18 protein-coding genes and 1 pseudogene are annotated in these 23,120 nt (G+C 59.7%); 4 read left to right on the top strand and 15 right to left on the bottom strand.

Translation table 11 applies throughout. From position 1 onward, the window contains the following. Window positions 1-33: 33 nt before the first annotated feature. The 5 genes from ACVBAU_RS05420 to ACVBAU_RS05440 form a co-directional block, all read right to left on the bottom strand. Entirely contained in the window at window positions 34-2,469 is a 2,436-nt protein-coding gene (locus tag ACVBAU_RS05420) for a mechanosensitive ion channel domain-containing protein (protein ID WP_448328318.1), read from the bottom strand. Between the two features lie 163 nt (window positions 2,470-2,632). Continuing rightward, a complete protein-coding gene (locus tag ACVBAU_RS05425; protein ID WP_448328320.1) occupies window positions 2,633-3,883 on the bottom strand; it encodes an OpgC family protein in 1,251 nt (416 codons plus the stop codon). Next, on the bottom strand, window positions 3,858-5,636 hold the full coding sequence (mdoH, locus tag ACVBAU_RS05430; protein WP_448328322.1) for a glucans biosynthesis glucosyltransferase MdoH: 1,779 nt from the start codon (window positions 5,634-5,636) through the stop codon (window positions 3,858-3,860). Before mdoH ends, ACVBAU_RS05425 begins: the two co-directional genes overlap by 26 nt. Beyond that, on the bottom strand, window positions 5,629-5,790 hold the full coding sequence (locus ACVBAU_RS05435; protein WP_171048930.1) for a hypothetical protein: 162 nt from the start codon (window positions 5,788-5,790) through the stop codon (window positions 5,629-5,631). Before ACVBAU_RS05435 ends, mdoH begins: the two co-directional genes overlap by 8 nt. Beyond that, the gene (locus tag ACVBAU_RS05440; protein ID WP_448328324.1) at window positions 5,787-7,376 is read right to left on the bottom strand and encodes a glucan biosynthesis protein; all 1,590 of its coding nucleotides are present in this window, start codon (window positions 7,374-7,376) and stop codon (window positions 5,787-5,789) included. Before ACVBAU_RS05440 ends, ACVBAU_RS05435 begins: the two co-directional genes overlap by 4 nt. Window positions 7,377-7,710: 334 nt before the next feature. Between ACVBAU_RS05440 and nhaC the strand changes: the two genes are divergently transcribed. Continuing rightward, entirely contained in the window at window positions 7,711-9,204 is a 1,494-nt protein-coding gene (gene nhaC, locus ACVBAU_RS05445; RefSeq protein ID WP_138924070.1) for a Na+/H+ antiporter NhaC, read from the top strand. 66 nt (window positions 9,205-9,270) lie between these two features. Here nhaC and ACVBAU_RS05450 read toward each other — a convergent pair whose 3' ends face one another. The 4 genes from ACVBAU_RS05450 to doeA all read right to left on the bottom strand — a co-directional run bounded on the left by ACVBAU_RS05450 (window position 9,271) and on the right by doeA (window position 14,591). Further along, a complete protein-coding gene (locus tag ACVBAU_RS05450; protein WP_448328326.1) occupies window positions 9,271-10,878 on the bottom strand; it encodes a class I adenylate-forming enzyme family protein in 1,608 nt (535 codons plus the stop codon). A gap of 139 nt (window positions 10,879-11,017) precedes the next feature. Then, window positions 11,018-12,391 carry an aminotransferase gene (locus ACVBAU_RS05455; RefSeq protein ID WP_448328328.1) on the bottom strand — a complete coding sequence of 458 codons (1,374 nt, stop codon included), beginning with the start codon at window positions 12,389-12,391 and terminating at the stop codon, window positions 11,018-11,020. A gap of 27 nt (window positions 12,392-12,418) precedes the next feature. Continuing rightward, window positions 12,419-13,411 carry a N(2)-acetyl-L-2,4-diaminobutanoate deacetylase DoeB gene (gene doeB, locus ACVBAU_RS05460; protein WP_448328330.1) on the bottom strand — a complete coding sequence of 331 codons (993 nt, stop codon included), beginning with the start codon at window positions 13,409-13,411 and terminating at the stop codon, window positions 12,419-12,421. Between the two features lie 4 nt (window positions 13,412-13,415). Continuing rightward, window positions 13,416-14,591, bottom strand: a complete 1,176-nt coding sequence (gene doeA / locus ACVBAU_RS05465; protein ID WP_448328331.1) for an ectoine hydrolase DoeA — start codon at window positions 14,589-14,591, stop codon at window positions 13,416-13,418. A gap of 118 nt (window positions 14,592-14,709) precedes the next feature. Here doeA and ACVBAU_RS05470 point away from each other — a divergent pair, with 118 nt between their 5' ends. Further along, a complete protein-coding gene (locus ACVBAU_RS05470) occupies window positions 14,710-15,165 on the top strand; it encodes an Lrp/AsnC family transcriptional regulator (RefSeq protein WP_093733477.1) in 456 nt (151 codons plus the stop codon). Between the two features lie 21 nt (window positions 15,166-15,186). Here the strand turns inward: ACVBAU_RS05470 and ACVBAU_RS05475 are convergent, their stop codons facing one another. Beyond that, window positions 15,187-15,627, bottom strand: a complete 441-nt coding sequence (locus tag ACVBAU_RS05475; protein WP_448328334.1) for a PACE efflux transporter — start codon at window positions 15,625-15,627, stop codon at window positions 15,187-15,189. A gap of 231 nt (window positions 15,628-15,858) precedes the next feature. Here ACVBAU_RS05475 and speB point away from each other — a divergent pair, with 231 nt between their 5' ends. Then, window positions 15,859-16,815, top strand: a complete 957-nt coding sequence (gene speB / locus ACVBAU_RS05480) for an agmatinase (RefSeq protein ID WP_335745062.1) — start codon at window positions 15,859-15,861, stop codon at window positions 16,813-16,815. A 142-nt stretch (window positions 16,816-16,957) separates the two neighbouring features. On the opposite strand, the gene ACVBAU_RS05485 is transcribed toward speB, so the two are convergent. From ACVBAU_RS05485 to ACVBAU_RS05505, 5 genes are all read right to left on the bottom strand, one after another. Beyond that, window positions 16,958-19,168, bottom strand: a complete 2,211-nt coding sequence (locus ACVBAU_RS05485; protein WP_448328336.1) for a xanthine dehydrogenase family protein molybdopterin-binding subunit — start codon at window positions 19,166-19,168, stop codon at window positions 16,958-16,960. Then, a complete protein-coding gene (locus tag ACVBAU_RS05490) occupies window positions 19,165-20,139 on the bottom strand; it encodes an FAD binding domain-containing protein (protein ID WP_448328338.1) in 975 nt (324 codons plus the stop codon). The genes ACVBAU_RS05485 and ACVBAU_RS05490 overlap by 4 nt, the downstream gene beginning before the upstream one ends. Further along, complete coding sequence (locus tag ACVBAU_RS05495; protein ID WP_138924060.1) at window positions 20,136-20,642, bottom strand: 2Fe-2S iron-sulfur cluster-binding protein; 507 nt, start codon at window positions 20,640-20,642, stop codon at window positions 20,136-20,138. Before ACVBAU_RS05495 ends, ACVBAU_RS05490 begins: the two co-directional genes overlap by 4 nt. Window positions 20,643-20,765: 123 nt before the next feature. Next, window positions 20,766-21,527, bottom strand: coding sequence for an alpha/beta hydrolase (locus ACVBAU_RS05500; protein WP_448328341.1), 762 nt, complete (start codon window positions 21,525-21,527; stop codon window positions 20,766-20,768). A gap of 80 nt (window positions 21,528-21,607) precedes the next feature. Beyond that, on the bottom strand, window positions 21,608-22,504 hold the full coding sequence (locus ACVBAU_RS05505) for a LysR family transcriptional regulator (RefSeq protein WP_448328343.1): 897 nt from the start codon (window positions 22,502-22,504) through the stop codon (window positions 21,608-21,610). A gap of 203 nt (window positions 22,505-22,707) precedes the next feature. On the opposite strand from ACVBAU_RS05505, the pseudogene ACVBAU_RS05510 reads away from it, so the two are divergent. Then, window positions 22,708-23,052: pseudogene (locus tag ACVBAU_RS05510) on the top strand (TRAP transporter small permease subunit); the annotation flags it as partial. Window positions 23,053-23,120: the final 68 nt, after the last annotated feature.

Raw genomic sequence — 23,120 nt, forward strand, 5'->3', positions numbered from 1 at the left:
GGGCCTTTTTTATGTCTGATCCATCAACCGCTGCTAGCGGTCGGCGCCGCCGTCACCGTCGCTGTCGGGCACATCATCCGCCTTGATCGGCTTGGACACCGTCTTGGCCTTTTTGGGGCCCTTATCCGCATCTTGGGCTGCGGGGCCTTCGATCTTGAACGGCTGGGTGGTGCCGTCCTTGTTCTCGCCCAGCCAGATGGTTTGCTGTGGAAAGGGGATTTCGATCCCACGCTCGTCAAAGACTGTCTTGAGATAGCCGTTGTACATGCGCCCGATGCCCCATTGCTTGCCCGGATCGGTCTTGATCCGCACCCGCAGAACCACGGCGCTGTCGCCAAGCGACTGCACGCCGAACCACTCCAGCTCTCCCATGATGCTATTTGCGATTTCAGGCTCGTTTGCCATCATCCGGTCATAGGCATCGAACATCGCCTGTTTGGCGTCTTCGACATTCTCGCGGTAAGCGATGCCCATGTCACAAACCGTATAGGCAAAGCCGCGCATGTAGTTGCTGACCACATCCACGGTCGAGAAGGGGATCATGTGGAACACCCCTTGCACATCGCGCAGGGAAACGGACCGCACCGACAGCTTTTCGACCGTGCCTGTGGTACCGCCTACGGTGATCACATCGCCGACGTTGATGACGTTCTCGAACTGGATGAACACGCCGGTGATGATGTCTTGCACCATCTTTTGAGCGCCAAAACCAATCGCCAGACCCAACACCCCAGCAGAAGCCAGCAGTGGACCGATATCCAGCCCGATTTCGCTAAGCACGAACATCAGCGTCAGGATGATCAGCGCAATGGTCGCCGCGTTGCGCAGCAACGTCAGCAAGGTGGTTTCCCGCGAGGTCGGCACAGCGCCGTATTCAGGGTTCAGCTTGTAATCGACAAAGGACGTCAGCGCGAGCCAGATGCCAAAGGCCACCGTCAGGATCAACCCGACAGAGATTAACGCCTTGGTCACTGCCAGACCGACCTGGCCCTCAAGCCAGCTGCGCATGTCGATCATGCCAATCACGTCCAGTGTAAAGAACAGCACGCAGATCAGCAGGAAAAGACGCAATGTGCTAAAGGCACGCGGGACAAACGTGTTGATGCGGCGTTCAAGCAGCGGCAGTTTGGCGTTCACGTCCTTAGGCAAAGAGATACCACGGTGCACGGCCTGCGCCAGCCAGCCCGACAGTAGGGATGCGATAATGATCGCGGCCAAAATCTTGCCCGACCCGACAATCGCCTCGAGCGTCACATCAGCAGGCTGGGTCATCACCACGATGAACATCACCGCAATATACGTCAGCGCAACCCAATGCCAGATGCCTGCCAGCCCATGCAAGATGCGGGCGATGAACCCGCGCCGTGCCTGCGCGATGGTAGCCGGATCGACGCCCTCTGCTGCCGTCGCCTCAACGGGGTCCGCCTCGCTTTGTAGCCAGCGGGTAACAGCCTTGCGACGGCGCAGCACGATATAGACGAGATACAGCAGCACCATCACCGACAGCAGTGCCGAGACGCCTGCACCCGCAGCCGCGTTGACGCTTTGATTGACGATGGGCACGACAAGCAGCTGGCCATACCCCAGCAGGCTGACCACGACGCTCAGGTACCGGGTCAGCGATTTGGCTGCCGCGTCTCCCACGGGTACGAGCCGCAGACCCGAGGCGACGGGCGACAGGAAAGACCGGATGATGACTTTGGTCATCTCGACCAGCAGGAAGGCATTCAGATACATCGACTGACGGATGCCGATCTGACCGGCTTCGCCCACGGCGAGGATGGTAATCAGATAGCCCGCAGCCCAGGCCACAATGACGATAAACGCATCCAGCAGGTTCGACCCCAGAAACAGGCCGATAGAGCGGAAGATGCCGACGTGTTCAGCTGTTCGGCCCATACGGGCATACAGCCCGCGTGCCAGATAGCGCAGCACCAGAAACAAGACGACGGTGATCGCAATCACGACCAGCAGGCCGGGCAGGGCGTCTAGCAAGACCGATAGCTCTGATCCGCTAAGGCCGGCGAACACGCCGCCGCCGCCTTCGATCGCGGTCCAGAACGACGTAAGCGTGTTAACCGTGTCTTGCCCGATCTGCTGGGTAATCAGCGCGATCTGCCGCCCGACTGACACACCTTCGGCATCGGCCGCAGCGGTGATGGTTTCAATCGCGGGGTTCTCGTCGCCCGCCGGTTGACCCGAGGCGTCCAGCGATTTTTCAAGGTCCGCGATCAGCGCCGCACGCGCGTCATCGTCTTTCAGAACCTCAAGCAGGCTGTCCAGCGGTGCCTTCGCTTCGGCATCCGGCGCCGCTTCGGTCGTTTCTTTGTCAGAGGGCCCACCCCCCATAAACAGGGACTGCGCCTGTACCGCGAGGGGGGAGAGGGTCAGGAACACCGCCATCAGAAGGCTCGCCATCAACTGTAGCCACCCTCGGGTTGGTATCGCGATCTTTCCGGTTCCTGACATGGGGGCCTCTTTCGACATCTCTAAATTACGCTACGAGATAGGGGAATGATCCCTATTTCCACTGTTTTGTGCTTATGGGTGGTCTTGGACGCAAAGAAAACCCGATGCACGGGATAAGTTCGCACATCGGGTGTTGCGTCAATGGGGGGGCGGGGCCGTGGCCTTAAGCCGTTGAACTGCTGGCAACCATCTCGGGGCGTGGGGCTGTGGCGGCTGCTGGCTGCTTTGGCTGCGGCTGTTTACGTGAAGCTTCGGCCAGCAGGGCAGCGACATAGCACACAGCGACCGCGACCGGCGGCAGGATCCACGGCAAGGCCGTCACGTTGGGTTCGATGTCCATCATGATTTGACCGGCCAGTGCCAGAATGGTGCCAAGGCCGAACACCAGCAGCCCGTGACTGCCCATCAGCCGGAGCGGGGCGGCCAGACGGTGCGCGCATACGTGTGTCACCACGGGGAGGCAGGACAGCACATAGACCAGCGCAAGGACGTGTACCAAACGCGGCAGCGCCAGCATGGACTTATTATGGGTCACGATATTAGCGGGCAGGCCAATCCCGCCAAGTTGCGCCATCTTGTGGTTCATAAAACTGCCCAGACCGGGCACATAGCGCCACGCCGCGATGAACAGCAACACACCGACCGCCAGTTTGAACAACAGCGCAGAGTTGCGGACCAGCCGTTCGCCCTTGCGGTGGCGGACACCGATTGCCAGACCAATCACAAAGATAAGCTGCCACGTGAGCGGGTTAAAGAACCAGCCGCCGCCACCGGGGTGGTTCGGGATGGTAAGCCGCGTGGCACCCGCATAAAGCCAGAACGCCCCCGCGACAGCCAGCGTCGTACGCGGCGCATATAGCACGGCGGCAATCAGAACAGGGCCTGCCAGCAACAAGACAGTATAAGACGGCAAAATGTTCACATAGCCGATTTGGTAGCCCAACGTAACAAGCCCCGCCATCGCGGCACCCGTCTGCTCATAGAGCAAGGCGAGGTTGTGCATCACCCGAAATTCGGATCGAACAAACGTATCCGCCGCCCAAGCATACAGCCCGATGGCGGCGACCGTCAGCACGATGTGCACGATATAAAGCTGCCACGCACGCCGCCACAACGGGGCTATCGCATCCCATAGGCGCAGATCGCCCGACATCCATCGACCGATGGCGGGGGAATAGGCGATGCCGGCGGCGATGCCGGACATGATAAAGAACGCTTCTGCCGCGTCGGAGAACCCGATGTTGCGGATGGTCAGATACTCCCACGGGTTGCCGGGCATGTGGTCGATGATGATCATTATCAGCGCCAGCCCGCGAAAGGCATCAATGCGTGGATCGCGGGCGCGACGTGGCAGATCAACGCCACGCCGGATCGGAATAAGCTGGGCGTCAGGCCGGTTGGACGATTGGGTCATGCGACGATCCTTGTTGGGCGGTACCCGTTCTCAGGTTCTCGCGGTAGGCGGCAATTACAGCGGGCGTGACCCGTTCTTGCGGCGTGGTAAAGACACGGCCATTGCTGGGGTGCGAGGTCACGGCGATCAGCAGCGGGGCGATCGACATGGGAAGCGTCACAGGTAGCAGCCAGTAAATCAGGTTCGGCACTAACAGATAGACCGCAATTGTGACCACGATCCCGAACAGCGACACCCAGCGGCTTGCACGCCAGCTTTCTGTCAGCGTCAGTCGCCCTTCGCCACGTGCAGTCGCAGGCCAGCCACCGTCCTTGCCCGCAAAGACTTCGGCTACGGCGCGGCTTTGGTACATCAGCATGATCGGCGCGATCAGCGCGGTGAGCAGGATTTCGGCCAACACGGACCCAAGCGCACGCAGCGCGCCGCCAAAGCCCCGTGCGCGCCCCGTTGCAGCAGCTTCGCCAAAGATCGCGAGCTTAGGCAGCAAAAGCAGCACGCCAATGCCAAAGGCCAGCGCAACAATCTGAAAGGTCTTGTCGTCGGGGAAAACCGGAAAAAGCTGATAGGCATTGGGGAAGTAATCAGGGCTTGCGTTGGTCGCGGCGGCCAGCAGCGATACGATTAGGAACGCGCCCCATGCGACCGACACCAGATAGGCCATGATACCTTGGATAAAGACGAAACGGCTCCAGCCATGCAGACCGGGGGCACCGACCAGACGCATATGCTGAAGGTTGCCTTGGCACCACCGACGATCCCGACGGGCAAAGGCAAGAAGGTTGTCGGGGCCTTCTTCGAACGATCCGGTGATGCGCGGGTCCATTTCCACGCGCCAGCCGCCACGCACAAGCAACGCGGCTTCGACGTAATCATGGCTAAGGATTGTGCCGCCAAAAGGGGCAGGGCCGCTGAGTTCGGGCAGGCCGCAGCATTGCGACAAAGCGCGTACACGGGCGATGGCGTTGTGCCCCCAAAACGGGCCCGCACGCCCCTGCATTCGGGCCAGACCGCGGGCAAAGACAGGTGAGTGAAAGCTGGCAGAGAACTGCATCGCACGGCCAAATAGTGACCCCGCCCCGAAAATATTGGGCAGTGTTTGCAGCAGTCCAAGGGTCGTATCTGCCTCCATCCGCGCGACGAGGTGGCGGATCGTATTGCCCTCCATCAAGCTATCGGCGTCAAGGATCACGACGTATTCATAAGCCCCGCCGGATTTGCGGATGAAATCTTCGACGTTTCCAGCCTTGCGGCCGTGGCGGTCTGTGCGGTTGCGGTAGAAGACTGGATTAGACGCGCTATCATCGGCGAATAGCGGGGCGAGTGCCGCACGCTCTGCGATCAGCGCGTCGGGGTCGAAGGTATCGGATAGGATCGCAAAATCGACCGGCACGTTGGCAGCTTGCATGGATTGGCGCATCGCAGTGATGCGGGCGCAAACCTCTGTCGGGTTTTCGTTGCAGATCGGCACAAGGATCGCTGTGGGGGGGAAGTCTGCGTTGGACAGGTCCATGTCGGGCAGCGGGTCAAAGGACGGCACGCCCAAAAACGCCTGCCCCGCCCCCCACGCCAACCAAGCAGTGGTAAGCGCAATGAGCGCAACGGCAAAGCCGTCCCAGATATCAAACCCCGTGTTAAGACCCGCCTGCGCAAGCGTCGCGGCTGCGGCCGTCGCACAGAGCAGAGCAAAGCAAATGGCACCGACACGGCTGAACCGCGTGGCACCATCGCGCACATAAGAGGGCATGTCAGGCATTACGCATGAAGATACGGCTCAGCACCTCGAAAAGCGACGGGCGGGCATCATGTTCAAGTACCTGCCGCGGCATATCCAGCGGGGCAGCACGGGGCGCGTAGCGGTCAAAGTCGGTCATTGGTTCGGAAGAAGTTGATGTCACAGACGTATTCATTCTTTCAGCCATTGGTATACCCAAGTCTCGGTCAAGCGGCGGTCACCCGCGGCCAGATTGGCACGCAGTTCAACCATTGCATTCGTTTCGGCGACGACCTCTAGAACCAGTCGCCACATATGATCGTGGCCGTCGATCTGCTGCAGCACTTGTCCTGCAATCTTGCCGCCGACGATGTTTACATTGGCCTCAACAACGTTCTCGGCATTTGGTTCCGCTAAAGTTGCACCTTCAAAGTCGATCACAAATTTTCGGCGATCATTCCGCGGTTTTACGCCTGCAACGCCCCCATGTCCGGCAAGTGTGCGTGAAACTTGAGCAAGTGTAGAAGACGCGCCGGGTGGGGTCATGCCCCAGTTCAGACGGTAGGAGATGCTTTTGCTGTCCCCCGCAGAGAACCCGTTTTTATAGGTCCAGAAGGCGACGATATTGTCGTTTCCCTCCAGATCCGAAGGAATCTCGATCAGGCGGACCATACCTTCGCCCCAGTCGCCCCTGGGTTCGACCATGAGGGTGGGGCGCAACTCGTAATGGGCTTCGGCATCCAGATAGTCGTCAAAGGCGCGGTGGCGTTGCACAAGGCCAAAGGACTTAGGTGATTGCGCGCCAAAGTATGAATTTGCGAGTTTCGGCGGGTTGTTGAGCACCCGAAACAGCGTGTCCTCGCCGGTGTTCACGATCAGGGCTTCACTGTCGTGGACGCGGGCGCGGTAATCATCAAAGCTGCCCTGATCGTTTAGCCCGAACAGATACATAGAGGTCAGCGGCGCGATGCCGAGCTGCTGTACGTCTTGGCGGAAGAACAATTCGGTGGTCACATCCATCGTGGTGGTGGCCCCGGGGGTCACGGTGAACTTGTAGGCCCCCACGACCGACTGGCTTTCGAGCAGGGCAAAGAAGGTCATTGCCGTCTGGCCGGGTTTTGGCCGTTGCAGCCAGAAGGCACTGAAACGGGGGAATTCTTCGGGCTCAGAGGTCGCGGTGTTCACCGCCAACCCGCGCGCGCTTAGGCCATAGCGGTTGCCCGCCCCTAAGGCGCGGAAATAGCTCGCGCCCAGAAACGACACGATCTCGTCGAACTGTTGCGGGTCATTCAACGGCGCGTTCATGCGAAAGCCCGCCACGCCGGGGAGCTCTGTGCCGGTTGGAATTTTCTCAAGCGCCTTGGCCTGATAGATGAAGTCGTCCGAGGTAAAGCCAAGCGGCTGTGCCTTGCCGTCTACAATCTCGTAGAGTGCCACGGTGCCGTCGAATAGCCAGCCGGGGTGATAGGCGTGTACCACAGCCTGCGCCGCGGGGCCTTTCCAGACCGCGCTGTCTTCGCGGAACCGGATGTTGCGGTAGTCGTCATAGTCCAGCGAGGTAAACGGGTCGCCCAATTGCGTCGGCGCGACATAGTCTTCGCCGGCAAGGCTGCGCGCCTGTTCGATCAGTGACGCGAAGGTAAAAGGCTCTGCCGCATCGCTGGTTTGCGCCCATGCAGCAGTGTCCTGCGCACCGATTGCAGCCGCGAAAGCCAAAGCGGCCCCCCCTGCGCGCAAAACAGAGCGGCGAGACATCGGGCGGGTGCGAGACAAATGATGCATCAAAACTGATTCCTGTTCGTTGCTGCATTGCAGAATTCTTATAATTACGCGGGAAGTTCAATGACATGAAGCGTAATGCGCTGAATTTTGCTGCCCAATGCGGGGTTTGCGCGAAAATTGCGATTTTAACGCGGCATCAACCGCCAGTAATTCCATAATTCTAGCGTGACAGGGGGCCGATTTTATCTAGCGCCTTCAAAAAACAGCGGAAAATTGCCTGAAATTCCAATCAGACGCCCTAGAATAAGATTGGTTGGCATCACAGGGCTGCAATGCCACCCTAAAGGGAATCTGTGTGTGTAAAAGTAAATAAGACTATAAAAACGAGGACAAAATGGACAATAAAGATCTTCCATCGCTCCCGCTGGCGCTGCTGCCCGTCGTGCTGACGCTTGGCCTTCTGGCGCTGCAACTCTTCTATTACGGCGACTTCACGCCGCATATTCCCCTGATCCTCGGATTGGCCATTACGTCCCTGCTTGGTGTGTTTCGCGGGCAGACGTGGATGGACATCCGCGAGGGCGTGTTTCACGTGATCCACGTGTCGATGCCGTCGCTTGCGGTGTTGATCGTGGTGGGCATGATTGTCGGTGTATGGATCGCGTCGGGCACGGTGCCGACGTTGATCTACTACGGGCTGACGTTGCTGACGCCGTCGATCTTTCTGGCAGCCGCCATGATCTTGTGTGCCGTGGTGTCGCTATCGTTGGGGACCAGCTGGGGCACGGTCGGGACCATCGGTCTGGCGTTGATGGGCATTGGTGCGGGCTTTGGTATTCCGGCCTATTGGACCGCAGGTGCTGTGGTATCGGGCGCATTCTTTGGCGATAAGGTATCACCGCTGTCCGATACGACGAACCTTGCCCCTGCGGTAACGGGCACGAACGTCTTCGACCACATCAAGAACATGCTGCCCACCACTGTGCCTGCGATGATTATCGCGCTGGTGATTTATATCGTGGTCGGCTTCATGCTGATCGAAGAGGGTGTTGGCGATGTAAGTAGCATCAATGCGATCACGGCCGGTCTGGAAGAACGGTTCAGCCTAGGGATCATCCCGCTGACACCTGCGTTGATCGTGATTGTGCTGGCGTTGATGAAAAAGCCGCCACTGCCGTCGCTGTTTGCGGGTGTGCTGGCCGGTGGGCTGGTCGCGATCTTTTGGCAGGGTGCCGGTCTGCATGACGTGTTTGCCTTTGCGCAGTCGGGCTATTCTATCGACACTGGGATCGCCGACATCGACAGCCTGCTGAACGCGGGCGGCATCCAGTCGATGATGTGGACCATCTCGCTGATGCTGATTGCCTTGGGTTTTGGCGGTGCGCTGGAACGTACCGGCTGCCTAGAGGCGATTATTATGGCGATCGTCAGCCGCGTGAAAAGCTTTGGCGCAGTTCAAAGCTCGGCCATCGGGACGGCGTTTGCGACCAATATGGTGGCGGGTGATCCTTATATCTCGATTGCGCTGCCGGGCCGTATGTATGCGCCCCTGTACCGTGGGATGGGGTATTCGACCCTGAACCTGAGCCGTGCGGTCGAAGAGGGCGGCACGTTGATGAGCCCGCTGATCCCGTGGAACGCAGGCGGTGCCTTTGTGATCTCGGCCTTGGGGCTGGGGGTTATGGATGGTAACCTGACCAACCTGCTTTATATCCCGCTGGCCTTTGCCTGCTGGACCGCACCGTTGATCGGCGTGTTCTATGCGGTAACCGGACTGTTCTCGCCCAAGGCGACGGACGAGGACCGGGCAGAGTGGGAAAAATCCGGCGAGGACATCATGGACCTTGGCGACCATGCACTGGCTTACGAGGAACCAGCGCAAAGCTGATTCCGCTTGATACCACACAGATGAAAGCCGCAGCGCATGATCGCGCGCTGCGGTTTTTTTCATGCGTTACGCTGTGGTTTTGAGCCGGTCCCGCAAGGTGTTCTTGACGATCTTGCCATTGGCATTGCGGGGCAGGGGATCGGGTTCGAATGTTGCGAAATCGGGGGCTTTGTAATCTGCCATCCGCGTGCGCGCGAAGGCTCTTACCGCCTTAAGATCCAGCGCCGTATCGGTGGTGTGGATGAAAACATGCATCTTTTCCCCAAGCACCGGATCAGGGCAGCCAATGGCGGCACATTCGATCACGGACGGGTGGGCGGTCAGCGCGTTTTCAACCTCGGCGCTGTAGATGTTATAGCCGCCACGAATAATCATATCCTTGCGGCGGTCATGCAGGCAGATAAAGCCGTCGGCATCGCGCGACCCCATGTCACCGCTCTTCCAATAGCCGTCATGAAACTCGCTGGCGGTGCGGTCGGGGTTGTCCCAATAGCCGGGCACGGTCATCGCGCCCTTGATCCAAAGCTCTCCGTGGGTGCCGTCGGGCACCTCATTGCCCTGCGGGTCAACGATACGGATGTCGGCGCAGGGCACGGCAATACCGATGCTGTCTGCGCGTTTGGTTCCGAAACCCATCGGCAGGATCGTCACGGCAGAGGTAAGCTCGGTTGCGCCATAGGCATTCATCAGGCACAGGTTCGGCAGCTTTTCTGACAGCTCCGTGATTGTGGACTGCGGCATCGGCGCGCCGCCATAGCCACCGATCCGCCAATGTTGCAGGTCGTAGTCATCGACGTTGCAGCGCAGCAGAAAGAGGTTGTACATCGCCGGCACCATCAGCGTCTGCGTGACTTTTTCATCTGCGGTTAGCGACAGGAATTCATGTGCGCCAAAGTGCTCCATCATCACGGTGCAGCCAGCAGTTTGCAGCATGGTAAAGACAGTGGCCACAAGGCCGGTCACGTGGCTCGCAGGCACACAGAGGAGGGAGCGTTCGCGGGCACCCAGTTCCATGCAAAGTTCAAAATGCATTGCCGAATGGACAATGTTCAGATGGGTCAGTGTCGCGCCCTTGGGCTGGCCTGTGGTGCCCGAGGTATAGAGGATCACCGCAATATCATCCTCGTGCAGCGGGACAGGGTCGCCCAGCGGTGCCTCGGCGGGGAGCGTGTCAAAAGCGTCAGATCCGGCTGAGGTGCCGCCAACACAAAAGCGGTGGGTCAGAGCGGGCAGATCGGCGGGCGCGGGCAGGCGGTCGGCGACATCCGTGCCATGCACGGCGATCTTGGCTCCGCATTGACGCAAGATGAACGCAAGCTCAGGCGTTCCTTCGCGGATGTTGATCGGCACGGCAATCGCACCAAGACGCAAACAGCCCATCATCGTCACGATGAATTCCCAGCGGTTCGACAGCAGCAGGGCAACTCGGTCGCCCTTGGCCACGCCACGCGCACGCAGCCCCGCTGCGATGCGGCCCACCTGCAGATCAAGGTCGGTGTAGATCAGTCTGGTATCGCCGCTGACCACGGCCTCTTGATCGGGGGCGCGGGCAAGTGCCGCGGCGAGCATGGCGTTCAGATCGGCTGGGCGATCCTTAAAGCACTTGATCTCGCGTCCGTCGAAATGGGTTTCTGTTTGTATGCGATCCGTGATCGCCTGTGACCAATGTGGCATCTGCGCTCCTCCCGTAGCTTGGGTAAGTCATTGCGCAAACGATCAAGGGCTGCAACGGCCAAGAGCGGTGTTAGCGCCCTTATAGGGTAACCCTTTCCAACGTGCGGTTCGCCCTGCGAAACAAGGCGAACCGAGACGCTTATCCCAGCACAGTTTTCACCGCGTCGGCGGTTGCGGCGACGACGGTATCGACCTCTTCGCGGGTGATGCAGAAGGGGGGCGCAAAGCCGGTAATGTCGCCTTGGGGCATAGCACGCGCGATCACGCCGCGTTCGAGCATCGCGGCAGAGATCGCAGCGCCCACCTTGCGTGCAGGATCAAGCGGGGACGCGTTGGATTTATCGGCCACATATTCCACCGCGCACAGCAGCCCTTCGCCACGGATGTCACCGACATTCGGGTGGTCGCCGAGCGCCTCTTTCATCGAGGTGTTGAGATACCCCCCGACCTCGGCCGCGTTACTCACGAGGTTCAGGTCGTCGATCAGCTTGAGGTTGGCGACACCCGCCGCCGCACAAATGGGATGCGCCGAATAGGTCCAGCCGTGACCGATGGGGCCGTTTTCATCCGTGCCCTGTTCCAGCACCTTCCACATCCTGTCCGATACGATGGAGCCTGACAGCGGCGCATAGGCCGATGTCAGCCCTTTGGCGATGGTGATCAGATCGGGTTTCAACCCATAGTGATCGGACCCGAACATGGTGCCCAGGCGGCCAAAACCGGTCACGACCTCGTCGGCGATTAGCAGGATGTCGTGGCGGTTCAGCACCTCTTGGATCGCGTCCCAATAACCGGTGGGCGGGGGCACGATGCCACCGGTCCCGAGCACGGGTTCCCCGATAAAGGCCGCGATTGTGTCCGGCCCTTCGGCCTGGATCTGCGCCTCGAGCGCGTTGGCACATTGGGCGGTGAAGTCGGCTTCGGACTGGTTGCGGTCCTTGCGGCGGTAGTAATAGGGCGCATCCGTGTGGATTACGGGGTTCATGGGCAGATCGAATTTGTCGTGAAACAGCGACAGTCCGGTCAGCGATCCGGTCATCAACCCCGACCCGTGATAGCCACGCCAGCGCGAGATGATCTTTTTCTTCTGCGGACGGCCAAGGATGTTGTTGTAATACCAGACGAGCTTGATGTTGGTTTCATTCGCATCCGACCCCGACATGCCGAAATAGACTTTGGACATATGCGCCGGTGCGCGGTCCATAATCATCTTCGCGAGCGTGATCGAAGTTTCGGTCCCGTGGCCCATATAGGAATGGTAATAGGCCAGCTGATGTGCCTGTTCGGCGATGGCATCCGCGATCTCTGTCCGGCCATAGCCTGCGTTGACGCAATAGAGCCCGGCAAAGGCGTCCAGCATCCGGTTGCCGTCACGTTCTTCGATATGAACGCCCGATGCCCCTGTGATGACGCGCGTTGCGGATTCACCCCGCGCATGTTGTGCCAGATGCGTTGAGGGATGAAAAAAGTTCTCGCGGTCCCACGTGGCGAGTTGGTCATCGTTGCGAAGCATAGGTCAGGCTTTCTGTTTAGGAGAGTTTCAGGTGAGTTCGGTGGCAAGTACGGCAAGACAATCGCCAGGCTGTGTCAGACCGGGGTGATGGCGGGCGATCATGATGCCCCCCATCTGGGCGCGGATCTCGCGAGGGGGGACGCCGGTGTGCTGGCCGTCCCACAGACGTGCAATCAGGTCGCCTTCGGCTACGGTTTGCCCAAGGGTGACGTTGAAGTCGACGAGCCCACCGTGGTTGGTGACATGAAAGCAGCGGTCGTCGTCTTGAGACAGGACGCGTGATGGGGCGGTGACGGGCCGCCCCTCAAGGATACCGGCGTGGATCAACAGGTTACGCACCCCTTTACGAGCGATCTGTGCTGTTTCCGGCGTGGCGGTGCCACCGCCGCCCAGTTCGGTGGTGACGAAAGTCTTGCCCATAGCTTCTGCCGCATCGTCGTACATGCCTAGCGCGTCGATCTCGCGCATCTCGACACTGAACGGCGCGTTGAACGCATCGCGCGCGGCGCGGCAGCGGGCCTGCTGGTTCGCATCCTCCAGTGTGTGGCAGGCTGCAAAGGGGAGAAAATCAAGCGTTTTGCCGCCCGAATGGAAATCAAGCACTACATCCGCCATCGGGAGAAGAACGCGTTGAAAGTAATCCGCGATCTTCTGCGTGGGCGTGCCATCGGGACGACCGGGAAAGCTGCGGTTCATGTTCACCCCGTCGAGCGGAGACACGCGCGTGCCGGCCGCAAAGGCAGGCTGGTTCATGAACGGGATTATGATCACGGAGCCAGTGACGTCCTTGGCCTGCAATGTCTGAGCAAGCTCGACCAAGGCCAACGGGCCTTCGTATTCGTCCCCGTGATTGCCACCTGTCAGAAGGGCGCAGGGGCCGTCGCCGCTTTTCACTTGGGTCACCGGAATTTGGATCGCCCCCCAAGCACTGTCGTTACGGCTATAGGGAAGGCGCAAATAGCCGTGCTGCACGCCTGTGCCCTCAAAATCGATGGTGGCAGAGATAGGATTGTCCCGCATGGCGCTATTCCTTGATCACAAGCGCACGCGGGGTGGTGCACAGACAGTCGGCACCCGTTTCGGTGATGACGATAGGTTCCGTGATCTCGATGCCGCCGTCGTCCAGCCACAGCGCTGGCATAAAGTGAAAGGTCATCCCCGGTTCAAGCACTGTGGTGTCGCCCGCGCGGAAGGACATGGTGCGTTCGCCCCAATCGGGAGGATAGGACAGCCCGATGGCATAACCGCAACGGCTGTCTTTCTCGAACCCGCGTTTGCGCAGGGTGGTGTTGAAGGCGCGGGCAATATCTTCGCATCGGTTGCCGGGTTTGGCTTGTTCTAGCCCCGCGTCAATTGCTTCGAGAACGGCATTTTCCGCATCCAGATATTTTTGTGGCGGTTTGCCCAGAAACAAGGTGCGCGACTGCGGGCATTGGTAGCGCCGGTGCGCCCCTGCGATTTCAAAGAACGTGCCTTCGTTATTGCGCAGGGGGGCGTCGTCCCATGTGATATGCGGCGCGGTGGCATCCAGACCGGAGGGTGTCATTGGCACGCAAGCGGGGTAATCGCCCCAGTGCCCGTGGGCACCGCTGACAGAGGCGTGGTAGATATCCGCGATCAGATCGTTCTTGCGCATGCCGACTTCGGCCTTTTCGCGGATTACCTCGTGCATCCGTTCAACGATCCGCGCGGCGCGGCGCATGTATTCCAGTTCGGTGGGGGATTTGACGGCGCGTTGCCAATTCACCAGCGCGGTTGCGTTCTGGATGTTGACGCCCGGTAGCCGTGTTTGCAGCGTCAGAAACGCAGAGGCGGTGAAATAATAATTGTCTAGCTCGAACCCGATACGGGCGCTTTCTAGCCCGCGGGCGGCGATCAGGCGGGCCAGATCCTCCATCGGGTGTTTGTCGGGGTTCTGGACATAGGTGTCGTCGTAGCCGACGATATTGTCGTCCTCCAGATAGGTGGTGCGCTGGGCACCTGCACTGTCCATCGCGCGGCCCCACCAGACAGGCTGGCCCTCGTGGGTGAGCAGCACGCCCTGATGCACGTAAAACGACCACCCGTCATAGCCCGCCAACCACGCCATATTTGACGGGTCGGTAACAAACAGCGCGTCCAGCCCGCGTGTGGCCATTTCGGCGCGTGTTTTTGCCAGACGTGCTGCATATTCGGGCTGCGTAAAAGAATGGTCAATCATGTGGGAAATCCTGCCAGGGTATTGTGCGAGTTTAGCTTTTTCGGCCTCCGCATTTATGCGAATATCAACGTTACGCGGGTAAAAGCTGCAAACTTTTGGAAGATATGGGGAATTTAGGATGATTGACGCGATAGACCGGAAAATCCTGCATCACGTGCAGCGTGACAATCTGCTGACCAGCGCACGTCTTTCCGAACTGGTGGGGTTGTCGCAAACTTCGATCCAGCGGCGGCTGGCGCGGCTGCGGGCCACCAAAGCAATCGAGGCCGATATTGCCGTTGTATCGCCCGAAGCGGTGGGGCGCCCGCTGACCATGCTCATCGCGGTGGAGTTGGCGCGGGAACGCTCTGATATCATTGACAGGTTCAAACGTGCGGTGCGTGAGCGGGCAGAGGTGATGAGCGCCTATTACGTGACGGGAGAGACCGACTTTATGTTGATCGTCAGCGCCAAGGACATGCAGGATTACGAAGCCTTCACCCGCGATTTTTTCTATAACAACCCGGATATCAAAGGGTTCAAAACCACTGTCGTGATGGACAGGATCAAGGCGTCTTTCACGCTGCCGGTTTAAGGGCGAATGTCAGGTCGGGGCTCAGGCGGTTTTGGCACGCTCTTGCGCCCATTCGGGCAGGGGAAAGAGCGTGTCATAGATCAGGTTAAACGCATAGGCATACACAAGGTAAAAGCCAGCCAGCGCGATATCCATGACAAAGGCGTCCCATAGGCTGATCCCCAGATACCACGCGATAAAGGGCATCAGGACAACGAGCAAACCCGCCTCGAATGCAACCGCATGGACCGCCCGCACGGACCGTGATTTCAGGGTGGTTCCGGTCAGCCGCTTCAAGGCAAGATCAAAGATCACATTGTAGCCAAGGTTCCAAAGCGTCGCGAGCGTGGCGCTGACCACCCCGACAATGCCAAAGTCGCGCAAAGGCACGTCGAAGAGGAACGCACCAGCGGGGATCACAAGGATCAGCGCGATGATTTCAAAACTGATGGCGTGGCGAAGACGGTCTAATGCGGAGCGCATGGGTATACCTCGGTGAAGGGCCGGGTCGTCCCGGCAATTTTCCATTCAGGGGAGGCCGTCCTCTCGTTGCCATAGGTGGCAAAGCCGGGCGCGGTTTGCAAGAGGCATGGGGGGCGTTGCTGCGGAAAGCTGCTTGGCTTTGCGGGTAAAGCTGCGAAGCTGCATGCAAACGGGGGCGCGGGAATTGGTCTGTGCGCCAAGAACCATGCCAGAGCCAAAAGGAATGGGACGATGAACAAACCAGCATATAATCAGCCGCTTAGCGGGAATTCCATGCCACGCACGGGTGGGCCTGCGACCATGATGCGCTTGCCGATGGCAGAAACGGCGGCGGGGCTGGATGCATGTTTTCTGGGCATCCCAATGGATATTGGCACCTCGAACCGTCCCGGGGCGCGGTTGGGTCCCCGCCAGATACGCGACGAAAGCCGCATGATCCGCCCCTACAACATGGCGACCGGTGCGGCCCCGTTCGAACATCTTCAGGTGGCAGATATCGGTGACGTGCCGATCAACCTTTTTGATCTCAAGAAGTCCGTGGCCATTATCGCGGATCACTACCGCGAGGTCCTGTCCCATGGGGCGATCCCGCTGACACTGGGCGGGGATCACACGCTCAGCTGGCCAATCTTGCGGGCGGTCGCTGAAAAACACGGGCCTGTCGCGCTGATCCATGTGGATGCCCATTCGGATACCAACGATGAAATGTTCGGCGAGAAAGAGGCCCATGGCTGTCCGTTCCGACGCGCATGGGAGGAAGGCTGTCTGCAAAACGACAAGGTGTTCCAGATTGGTCTTCGGGGCACCGGCTATAGTAAGGATGATTTCGATTGGGGGCGGCAACAGGGCTGGACCTGCATTCAGGCCGAAGAATGCTGGCACAAATCGCTGACGCCATTGATGGCGGACATCCGCGCCAAGATCGGGGACGCGCCGGTCTATCTGACCTATGATATCGACAGCCTTGATCCCGCGTTCGCCCCCGGTACAGGCACGGTCGAGGTGGGAGGGTTAACCACGATGCAGGGGCTAGAAATCATCCGCGGGACGGCGGGGCTAAATCTGGTGGGCTGTGATCTGGTCGAAGTCTCTCCGCCCTATGATCCGGCGGGCAACACGGCAATGATCGCGGCCAGTTATCTGTATGAAATGCTATGTGCACTGCCGGGGGTTCCGCAGGGCAGATAGACGCCATCAGGCAGAAAGAGGCGTCGGAGGCTGGAGCAGACGACGTGATCCTCAAGCTGGGCGGCCATACCGTCAGCGTTCTACCAGACACCGGCGCAGCGGCAAAGCCGCGCCGGTTTGGTCGGGGTTTGCGCAGACAGTCTTACATATCCGGTAGACCCGGCAGGATTTTGTCCATCGTTGCGGGTAAATCGCGCACACGGACGCCGCAGGCATCGTAGATCGCGTTAATGATCGACGAACCTGCGCCACAGATGCCAAGCTCGCCGATGCCTTTGGCCTGCATAGGGTTGGCCCAAGGGTCGCGTTCCTGCACGAAGTTGACTGTGAGCTGCGGCACATCAAGGTTCACCGGCACGTGGTATTCAGCCAGATCATTGTTAACCAAATGGCCGTCGCGTTTGTCGAACATCAGATCTTCGGTCAGCGCCATCCCGATGCCAAAGGTCATGCCGCCCAGACATTGAGACCGCGCCGTCTTGGCGTTCAGGATGCGCCCTGCGGCAAAGCTGCCGTGCATCCTGCGCACACGTGTTTCGCCGGTAACGCTGTTCACGCCGACCTCTGCAAAGAATGCGCCAAAGGTCGCTTGGCGACGGTCGGTCTGGGTGTCGCCCTTATTGATGGTGCCTTCGACCGTGAGGGGGCCGTTCTTGGTGAACTCTGGCAAATCGGCGCGGCGGTTGTTGGCGGTGGCAACACCGTCTTGCAGCGTCAGATCGCGTTCTTCTACGCCCATGGTTTCGGCGATCTTTTTGCGCAGCGCCTCGCATGCAACAAAGACCGACCCGCCCGATGATGCGGCACCCCAGCTGCCCCCGGAACCGGCGGCTTTGGGCAGGCTGCTGTCGCCCAAGCGCACCGACACACGGTCCGCCGGCACGCCCAGCATCTCGCCGGCGATCTGGGTCAGGATCGCATAGGTGCCGGTGCCAATATCAGTCATATCGGTTTCGACCAGCAGGCTGCCGTCTTCGTTCAGCGTGACACGCGCGTGGCTTTCGCCCAGCATGTTGACCCGCGTGGCCGAAGACATGCCGTAGCCGATCAACCACTCTCCGTCTGTTTTGCCGGCCTCGCGGTCGGCCCAGCCAAAGGTCTTGGCCCCGTCGTCCAACGCCTCGGCCAATTTATGAGATGAGAATTCGCGCCCGTCCGAGGGGTCCACTTCAGGAATGTTGCGTTTGCGTAGTTCGACTGGATCGATACCGCTCACGTCAGCCAGCTCGTCCATCGCGATCTCGAGCGCGGTGATGCCGACCGCCTCGCCCGGTGCACGAACAGAGCCGGCACACATGCGGTTGATCCGTTTGATATGCATCCCGATTTCACGGTTTTCACCGCGATAAAGGAAAGGCGTCGCCTGCGATACCGGCTCTGCAAAGCTTTCATCCAACAATTGCGAGACGGTGGAATCATGCCCGATGCCGGTCATCCGTCCATCAGCGTCCGCGGCTAGTTTGATGTGCTGAACCGTCTCGGACCGGCGCATCGTGGCCTCAAGTACTTGTTGGCGGCTTAGTACAACGGCTACGGGGGCCCCAAGTTCACGTGCGGCATGGGCCGCGGCAACTGCCTCGTGGCTAATCCCGAGTTTCGAGCCAAAGCCACCACCGACGTAAGGCGCCAGAATATGCACATTTTCAGCGTCAACCCCAAGCGCGTCGGCCAGTTCATTCACATTGTATTTGAGCATCTGATACGACCCGCGCAGGGTCAGCTTGCCGCCATCCCACTGGGCAATCGCGGCATGGGGTTCCATCGCAGACGAGCTGTGCCCGCTGGTGCGATAGGTTTCATCCACGGTATAGGCGGCATCTGACAGCGCGGCATCCAGATCGCCTTGGGACGATTGCTTGTCCTTCGGCGTTTCGATTTCTGCCACATCAAGATCAGTCACGGCATCCTCGGGCGTAATCTGAAGCTCGATCATATGTGCAGCGTGGCGGGCCTGTTCAAAGGTATCGGCCACAACCAGCGCGACGGGTTGCCCGATATAGGAAATCTTGCCATCCGGCTGGACAGGGGCCTCGTTTGCGGTGCCTTGGGCAGGGTTGCGCAGGAAGGTCTTGCCGTGAAACACGTCGCGCACACCGTCAAACTTGCGCACGGCTTCGGCGTTCAATCCGGTGATCTGCCCACCTGCAACAGGCGCGCGGACAAGCACGCCCGTCATCATGCCCGCCGGTTGATCTTCGTGGGCATAAGTGGCGCGGCCAGAGACTTTGAGCGGACCGTCGGGACGGTCCATGCCGGTGTGGATCAACCCTTGAACCGTGGCATCCAGCCGATTGCGGTCGTCGGGTTCGTTCATCGTCAGTTCGGCGGTCGAGATGTTGCTACCGTCGGTCATTGCTGTACCCCCGTCAGTTCCTTTAGTGTGGCAATCAACGTGCGCCGTGCCAGTGGCACTTTGAATGCGTTGCCGTCTTTGGGTGCTGCGTCTGCCACCAGAATATCGGCGGCCTTGCCGAATAAGGTGACCGAAGGCTCTTGCCCGACGAGCGCCTCTTCGACCGCCGGATCGCGCCACGGCATAGATCCAATGCCACCACAGGCGATTGCGGCTTGGGTTATCTTGCCTTCCGATACCTCGATCTGCGCCGCGACTGATACCATAGCAAACGCGTAGGATGCGCGATCGCGTACTTTGCGATACGTCTGGTTCCCCTCGGCAGGGGCGGGCAAGGTGACGGCGGTGATCAGTTCACCCGATTGCAAAACTGTTTCAACTGCGGGATCGGTGGGGATCAGATAGAATTCGGACAGCGGCACCGTGCGAGAGGCGCCATCGGTGCCCTCGATCTCGACTTCGGCCCCCAGCATTTGCATCGCAACGGCCATATCACTGGGATGGCTGGCGATGCACTTGTCGGTGACGCCAAGGATCGCATGAAGCCGGTTTGCCCCCTCCATCGCGCCGCAGCCAGAACCCGGCTCGCGTTTGTTGCACGGTTGGTCGGTGTCATAGAAATAATAGCAGCGGGTCCGTTGTAAAAGGTTGCCGCCGGTGGTCGCCTTGTTGCGCAGTTGACCCGACGCACCGGCCAACAGGGCCGACGATAATGCGGCATAGTCTTCGCGAACCGTCATATCCGCCGCCAGGTCAGAGTTCGTGACCAAAGCGCCGATACGCAGCCCGCCGTCGCGCGTGGGAGTGATCTGTTTCAGGTCCAGCCGCGAGATGTCGACAAGTTTGTCAGGCGTCATCACCTCTAGCTTCATGAGGTCCAGCAAGTTGGTCCCGCCCGCGATGATTGTCGCGTCAGGGGTGCGGGTGACATCGCTGTTTGCACTGGCGCGGATATAGTCGAACTGCTTCATGACTGCTCCTCCGCGGTTTCGCGGATCGCATCGACGATATTGGGGTAGGCGGCGCAACGGCAAATATTACCTGACATCCGCTCTGATATTTCGGCATCGGTCAGCTCGGGCGATGCGGTAAGGCTGCCCGAAACATTGGAGGGCCAGCCGGCTTTGAACTCTTCGAGCATGGCGGTGGCTGAACAGATTTGACCCGGGGTGCAATAGCCGCATTGGAACCCGTCGTGTTTCACGAAATTCTGCTGCATGTCTGACAGGTTGTGTTCGTCGCCCAACCCCTCGATCGTGGTGATTTCGTCGCCGTCATGCATGCAGGCAAGGCTGAGACATGAGTTGATGCGACGTCCGTTCACCATGACGGTGCAGGCCCCGCACTGTCCGTGATCGCAGCCTTTTTTGGTGCCAGTGAGGTTCAGGTGATTGCGCAGCGCATCCAGCAGCGAGGTGCGGGTGTCTGCATCAAGACTATGGTCTTTGCCGTTAACGGTCAGTGTGGTTCGCATGAGAAGGGGGCCCTTTGTCCGATGACATCTAGGGAATAGAACCCCGGTCAGCGGGTCAGGGTTCCGCCCTGATGGCGGATCTGTGTAGGCGGCGGCGATATGTTCGCGTGGATTGCAGCTTTCTCAGGCTGTGCAGCGCTGCAAAAATCCGGTGATCCGTTCGGCGATCAGGCCGCGGTCATAATCTAATGTCGCAACATGGTAGGATCGCTCGAGCCAGCCAAGCTGGATATCGCTAGACGCCACCGAGGTCGCGATACGCGGTGCATTTTGCGGATCAACGACGTTATCGCGGCGCGATTGCAAGATCAAAATGGGCTGGCGGATCAGTGGCAGCAGCGCACCGGTGGCATTGGTAAGAAGGAAACGCTCTTTCAGGGTTTCACGCGGGATGCGGTCATAGCAGATTTCGGTGGTGCCCGGTTCGGCAATATCCGAACCGATGCCGCTGATGAACGCCGCACCCTGAGGCTCATAAAGCGGGGCGACCACTTCGGGGCGGTACAGCCCGGTAGAGCCATTGATGCTGACCACGCCATGTATCTTGTCGGGCATACGCGCGGCGAGGTTGAGAGACAGGGTTGCGCCCAAGGAAAGCCCCCCGACGATCACCCGCGCACAGCGCGCCGATAGCGTCTCAAGGGCCGCTTCAGCAGAGCCTATCCAATCGCTTTGGCCGGTCTGCGCCAAGGCTGCCGGGTCTTTGCCATGCCCTGCGAGCAATGGGCAAGACACCGTCGCACCGCTTGCCGCGTGCACAGCTAGGGCGACTTCGCGCACGCTTTGCGGCGTGCTGGTGAAGCCGTGAAAAAAGAGAAAGCCGGTATCGCTGCCCTCAAGAAGAAAAGGCTGCGCTTGGGGCAGGTCGAATGGGGCAATCGGCATCTGTTTCATGCTGCCATAAAATCGCGTTATTGGGCGGTTACGCAAATAGACTTGCGATATCGCGCGATAACCGAAAGCGATCAACCCAGCGGGGGGAAGTGACCGCGAAACTGACGCAGCAGGCCGGTATCTGCCTTGATGCTCCATGCCATTGCGATCGTCGCTTCTGCATCCAGCCCCTCGACCGGTGCCAGTTCCAGCGCGGCGGGCAGGCTGTCTGCCATGCTCGTGGGGAACAGCGTCACGCCGCGCCGCTCGGCCACGCGCTGCAAGATCACCTGTACGTCCCATGCCTCGTCCACCACCACGGGGCTAAGTCGCGCCCGATCACACGCGCTGTCGAGAAGGGCGCGCCAAGACCGCCAGTTCTCGCGCAGCCCCATGACAAAGGGCACGCCTGTCAGGTCTTCGATCCGTGCGGGGGCTTCTCCGGCGGGGGCGACCACAGCAATGCGCGAGCGCCAAACCGGCATCTGGTCGATCCCCGGCGCGCCGACGGTGGGATGAGACAGCAGGAAACCAAGGTCGATCACGCCAGATTTCAAGTTTTTCAGCATGTTATCGGTAGACATGACATGCATCTCGACTTGAACACCCGGCACGCTGCGGTGGAAAGCATCCAGCGCTTCAGAGATTTGCCGCGAGGTGGCAAGCGCCGAATACCCGACGATGATATGCCCCCGTGCGCCGGCCGCATTCTGGCGCGAGGCGCGGATGGTCCGTTCGAACTGGGCCACCGTCTGGCGCGCATCCTCAAGAAAGACGGCCCCCTCGGGCGTGGGCAGAACGCGCGGGCCGCTGCGGTCAAAGATACGGAACCCCAAATCGATTTCAGTGTCTTTCACGGCTTTCGAAATGGCGGGCTGCGCGATATTGAGCGTCTCGGCGGCTGCGCGAAACCCGCTGGCGTCAGCCACGGCCAAAGCGTACCGCAGATGCCGCAGGTCGAGCCGGGTGGGTTTCTTGGTGTCGGTCATGCGCATGTTCCCGGGTGATCGCGTTTCGTTATCACTCGATCAATCATCGCGCTATTTGTCAACCGACCCCTGAGCGGAGAGGTTGAGGCGGAATGACGGGCCTGGTCCCCGTTTTGGTATGGGGAGGAGGCCCGATGCTGACACTATTCAACAAATTATGCGCATCGCTGATGTTTATCGGCGGATTTGGGGTCATCGCGATGATGCTAAATATCGTGGCCGATGTCGTCGCGAAACTGGTGTGGAATGCGCCGATCCAAGGCACCGTCGAGATGTCTTCCTATTATTATATGATCACGTTGGTGATGCTGCCGATGGCTTTTGTTGAAATGCAGGACCAGCAGATCTCGGTCGATCTTTTATTCAATCACTTTCCCAGCTGGCTTCAGAAGCTGGCCCTGTTCCTAAGCTGCCTTGCCGCGGCGGCGATCCTTGCCGTGATGACATGGCGTACGGGGCTTGATGCCGTGCGGGCGTTGCGCGTCGGAGAGGTGGTCATGGGCGGGCGCGAGGTCATCGTCTGGCCGTCACGCATGGTGTTGCCGCTTGGCTTGGCCTTGCCAGTCTCGCGGCTTTTCTTCGCGCCATCCTTGTGCTGCGCGGGCAGCCCGTCACG

Source organism: Sulfitobacter sp. M13, from assembly GCF_053474885.1.

Excerpts from the sequence above, each read along its gene's own strand:
- ACVBAU_RS05440 (WP_448328324.1), bottom strand. The coding sequence starts at position 7,376 with ATGCATCATTTGTCTCGCACCCGCCCGATGTCTCGCCGCTCTGTTTTG.
- ACVBAU_RS05425 (WP_448328320.1), bottom strand. The coding sequence starts at position 3,883 with ATGACCCAATCGTCCAACCGGCCTGACGCCCAGCTTATTCCGATCCGG.
- doeB (WP_448328330.1), bottom strand. The coding sequence starts at position 13,411 with ATGCGGGACAATCCTATCTCTGCCACCATCGATTTTGAGGGCACAGGC.
- ACVBAU_RS05495 (WP_138924060.1), bottom strand. The coding sequence starts at position 20,642 with ATGCGAACCACACTGACCGTTAACGGCAAAGACCATAGTCTTGATGCA.
- ACVBAU_RS05470 (WP_093733477.1), top strand. The coding sequence starts at position 14,710 with ATGATTGACGCGATAGACCGGAAAATCCTGCATCACGTGCAGCGTGAC.
- ACVBAU_RS05450 (WP_448328326.1), bottom strand. The coding sequence starts at position 10,878 with ATGCCACATTGGTCACAGGCGATCACGGATCGCATACAAACAGAAACC.
- ACVBAU_RS05475 (WP_448328334.1), bottom strand. The coding sequence starts at position 15,627 with ATGCGCTCCGCATTAGACCGTCTTCGCCACGCCATCAGTTTTGAAATC.
- ACVBAU_RS05500 (WP_448328341.1), bottom strand. The coding sequence starts at position 21,527 with ATGCCGATTGCCCCATTCGACCTGCCCCAAGCGCAGCCTTTTCTTCTT.
- ACVBAU_RS05435 (WP_171048930.1), bottom strand. The coding sequence starts at position 5,790 with ATGAATACGTCTGTGACATCAACTTCTTCCGAACCAATGACCGACTTT.
- speB (WP_335745062.1), top strand. The coding sequence starts at position 15,859 with ATGAACAAACCAGCATATAATCAGCCGCTTAGCGGGAATTCCATGCCA.
- ACVBAU_RS05455 (WP_448328328.1), bottom strand. The coding sequence starts at position 12,391 with ATGCTTCGCAACGATGACCAACTCGCCACGTGGGACCGCGAGAACTTT.
- doeA (WP_448328331.1), bottom strand. The coding sequence starts at position 14,591 with ATGATTGACCATTCTTTTACGCAGCCCGAATATGCAGCACGTCTGGCA.
- ACVBAU_RS05505 (WP_448328343.1), bottom strand. The coding sequence starts at position 22,504 with ATGACCGACACCAAGAAACCCACCCGGCTCGACCTGCGGCATCTGCGG.
- mdoH (WP_448328322.1), bottom strand. The coding sequence starts at position 5,636 with ATGCCTGACATGCCCTCTTATGTGCGCGATGGTGCCACGCGGTTCAGC.
- ACVBAU_RS05420 (WP_448328318.1), bottom strand. The coding sequence starts at position 2,469 with ATGTCAGGAACCGGAAAGATCGCGATACCAACCCGAGGGTGGCTACAG.
- ACVBAU_RS05485 (WP_448328336.1), bottom strand. The coding sequence starts at position 19,168 with ATGACCGACGGTAGCAACATCTCGACCGCCGAACTGACGATGAACGAA.
- nhaC (WP_138924070.1), top strand. The coding sequence starts at position 7,711 with ATGGACAATAAAGATCTTCCATCGCTCCCGCTGGCGCTGCTGCCCGTC.
- ACVBAU_RS05490 (WP_448328338.1), bottom strand. The coding sequence starts at position 20,139 with ATGAAGCAGTTCGACTATATCCGCGCCAGTGCAAACAGCGATGTCACC.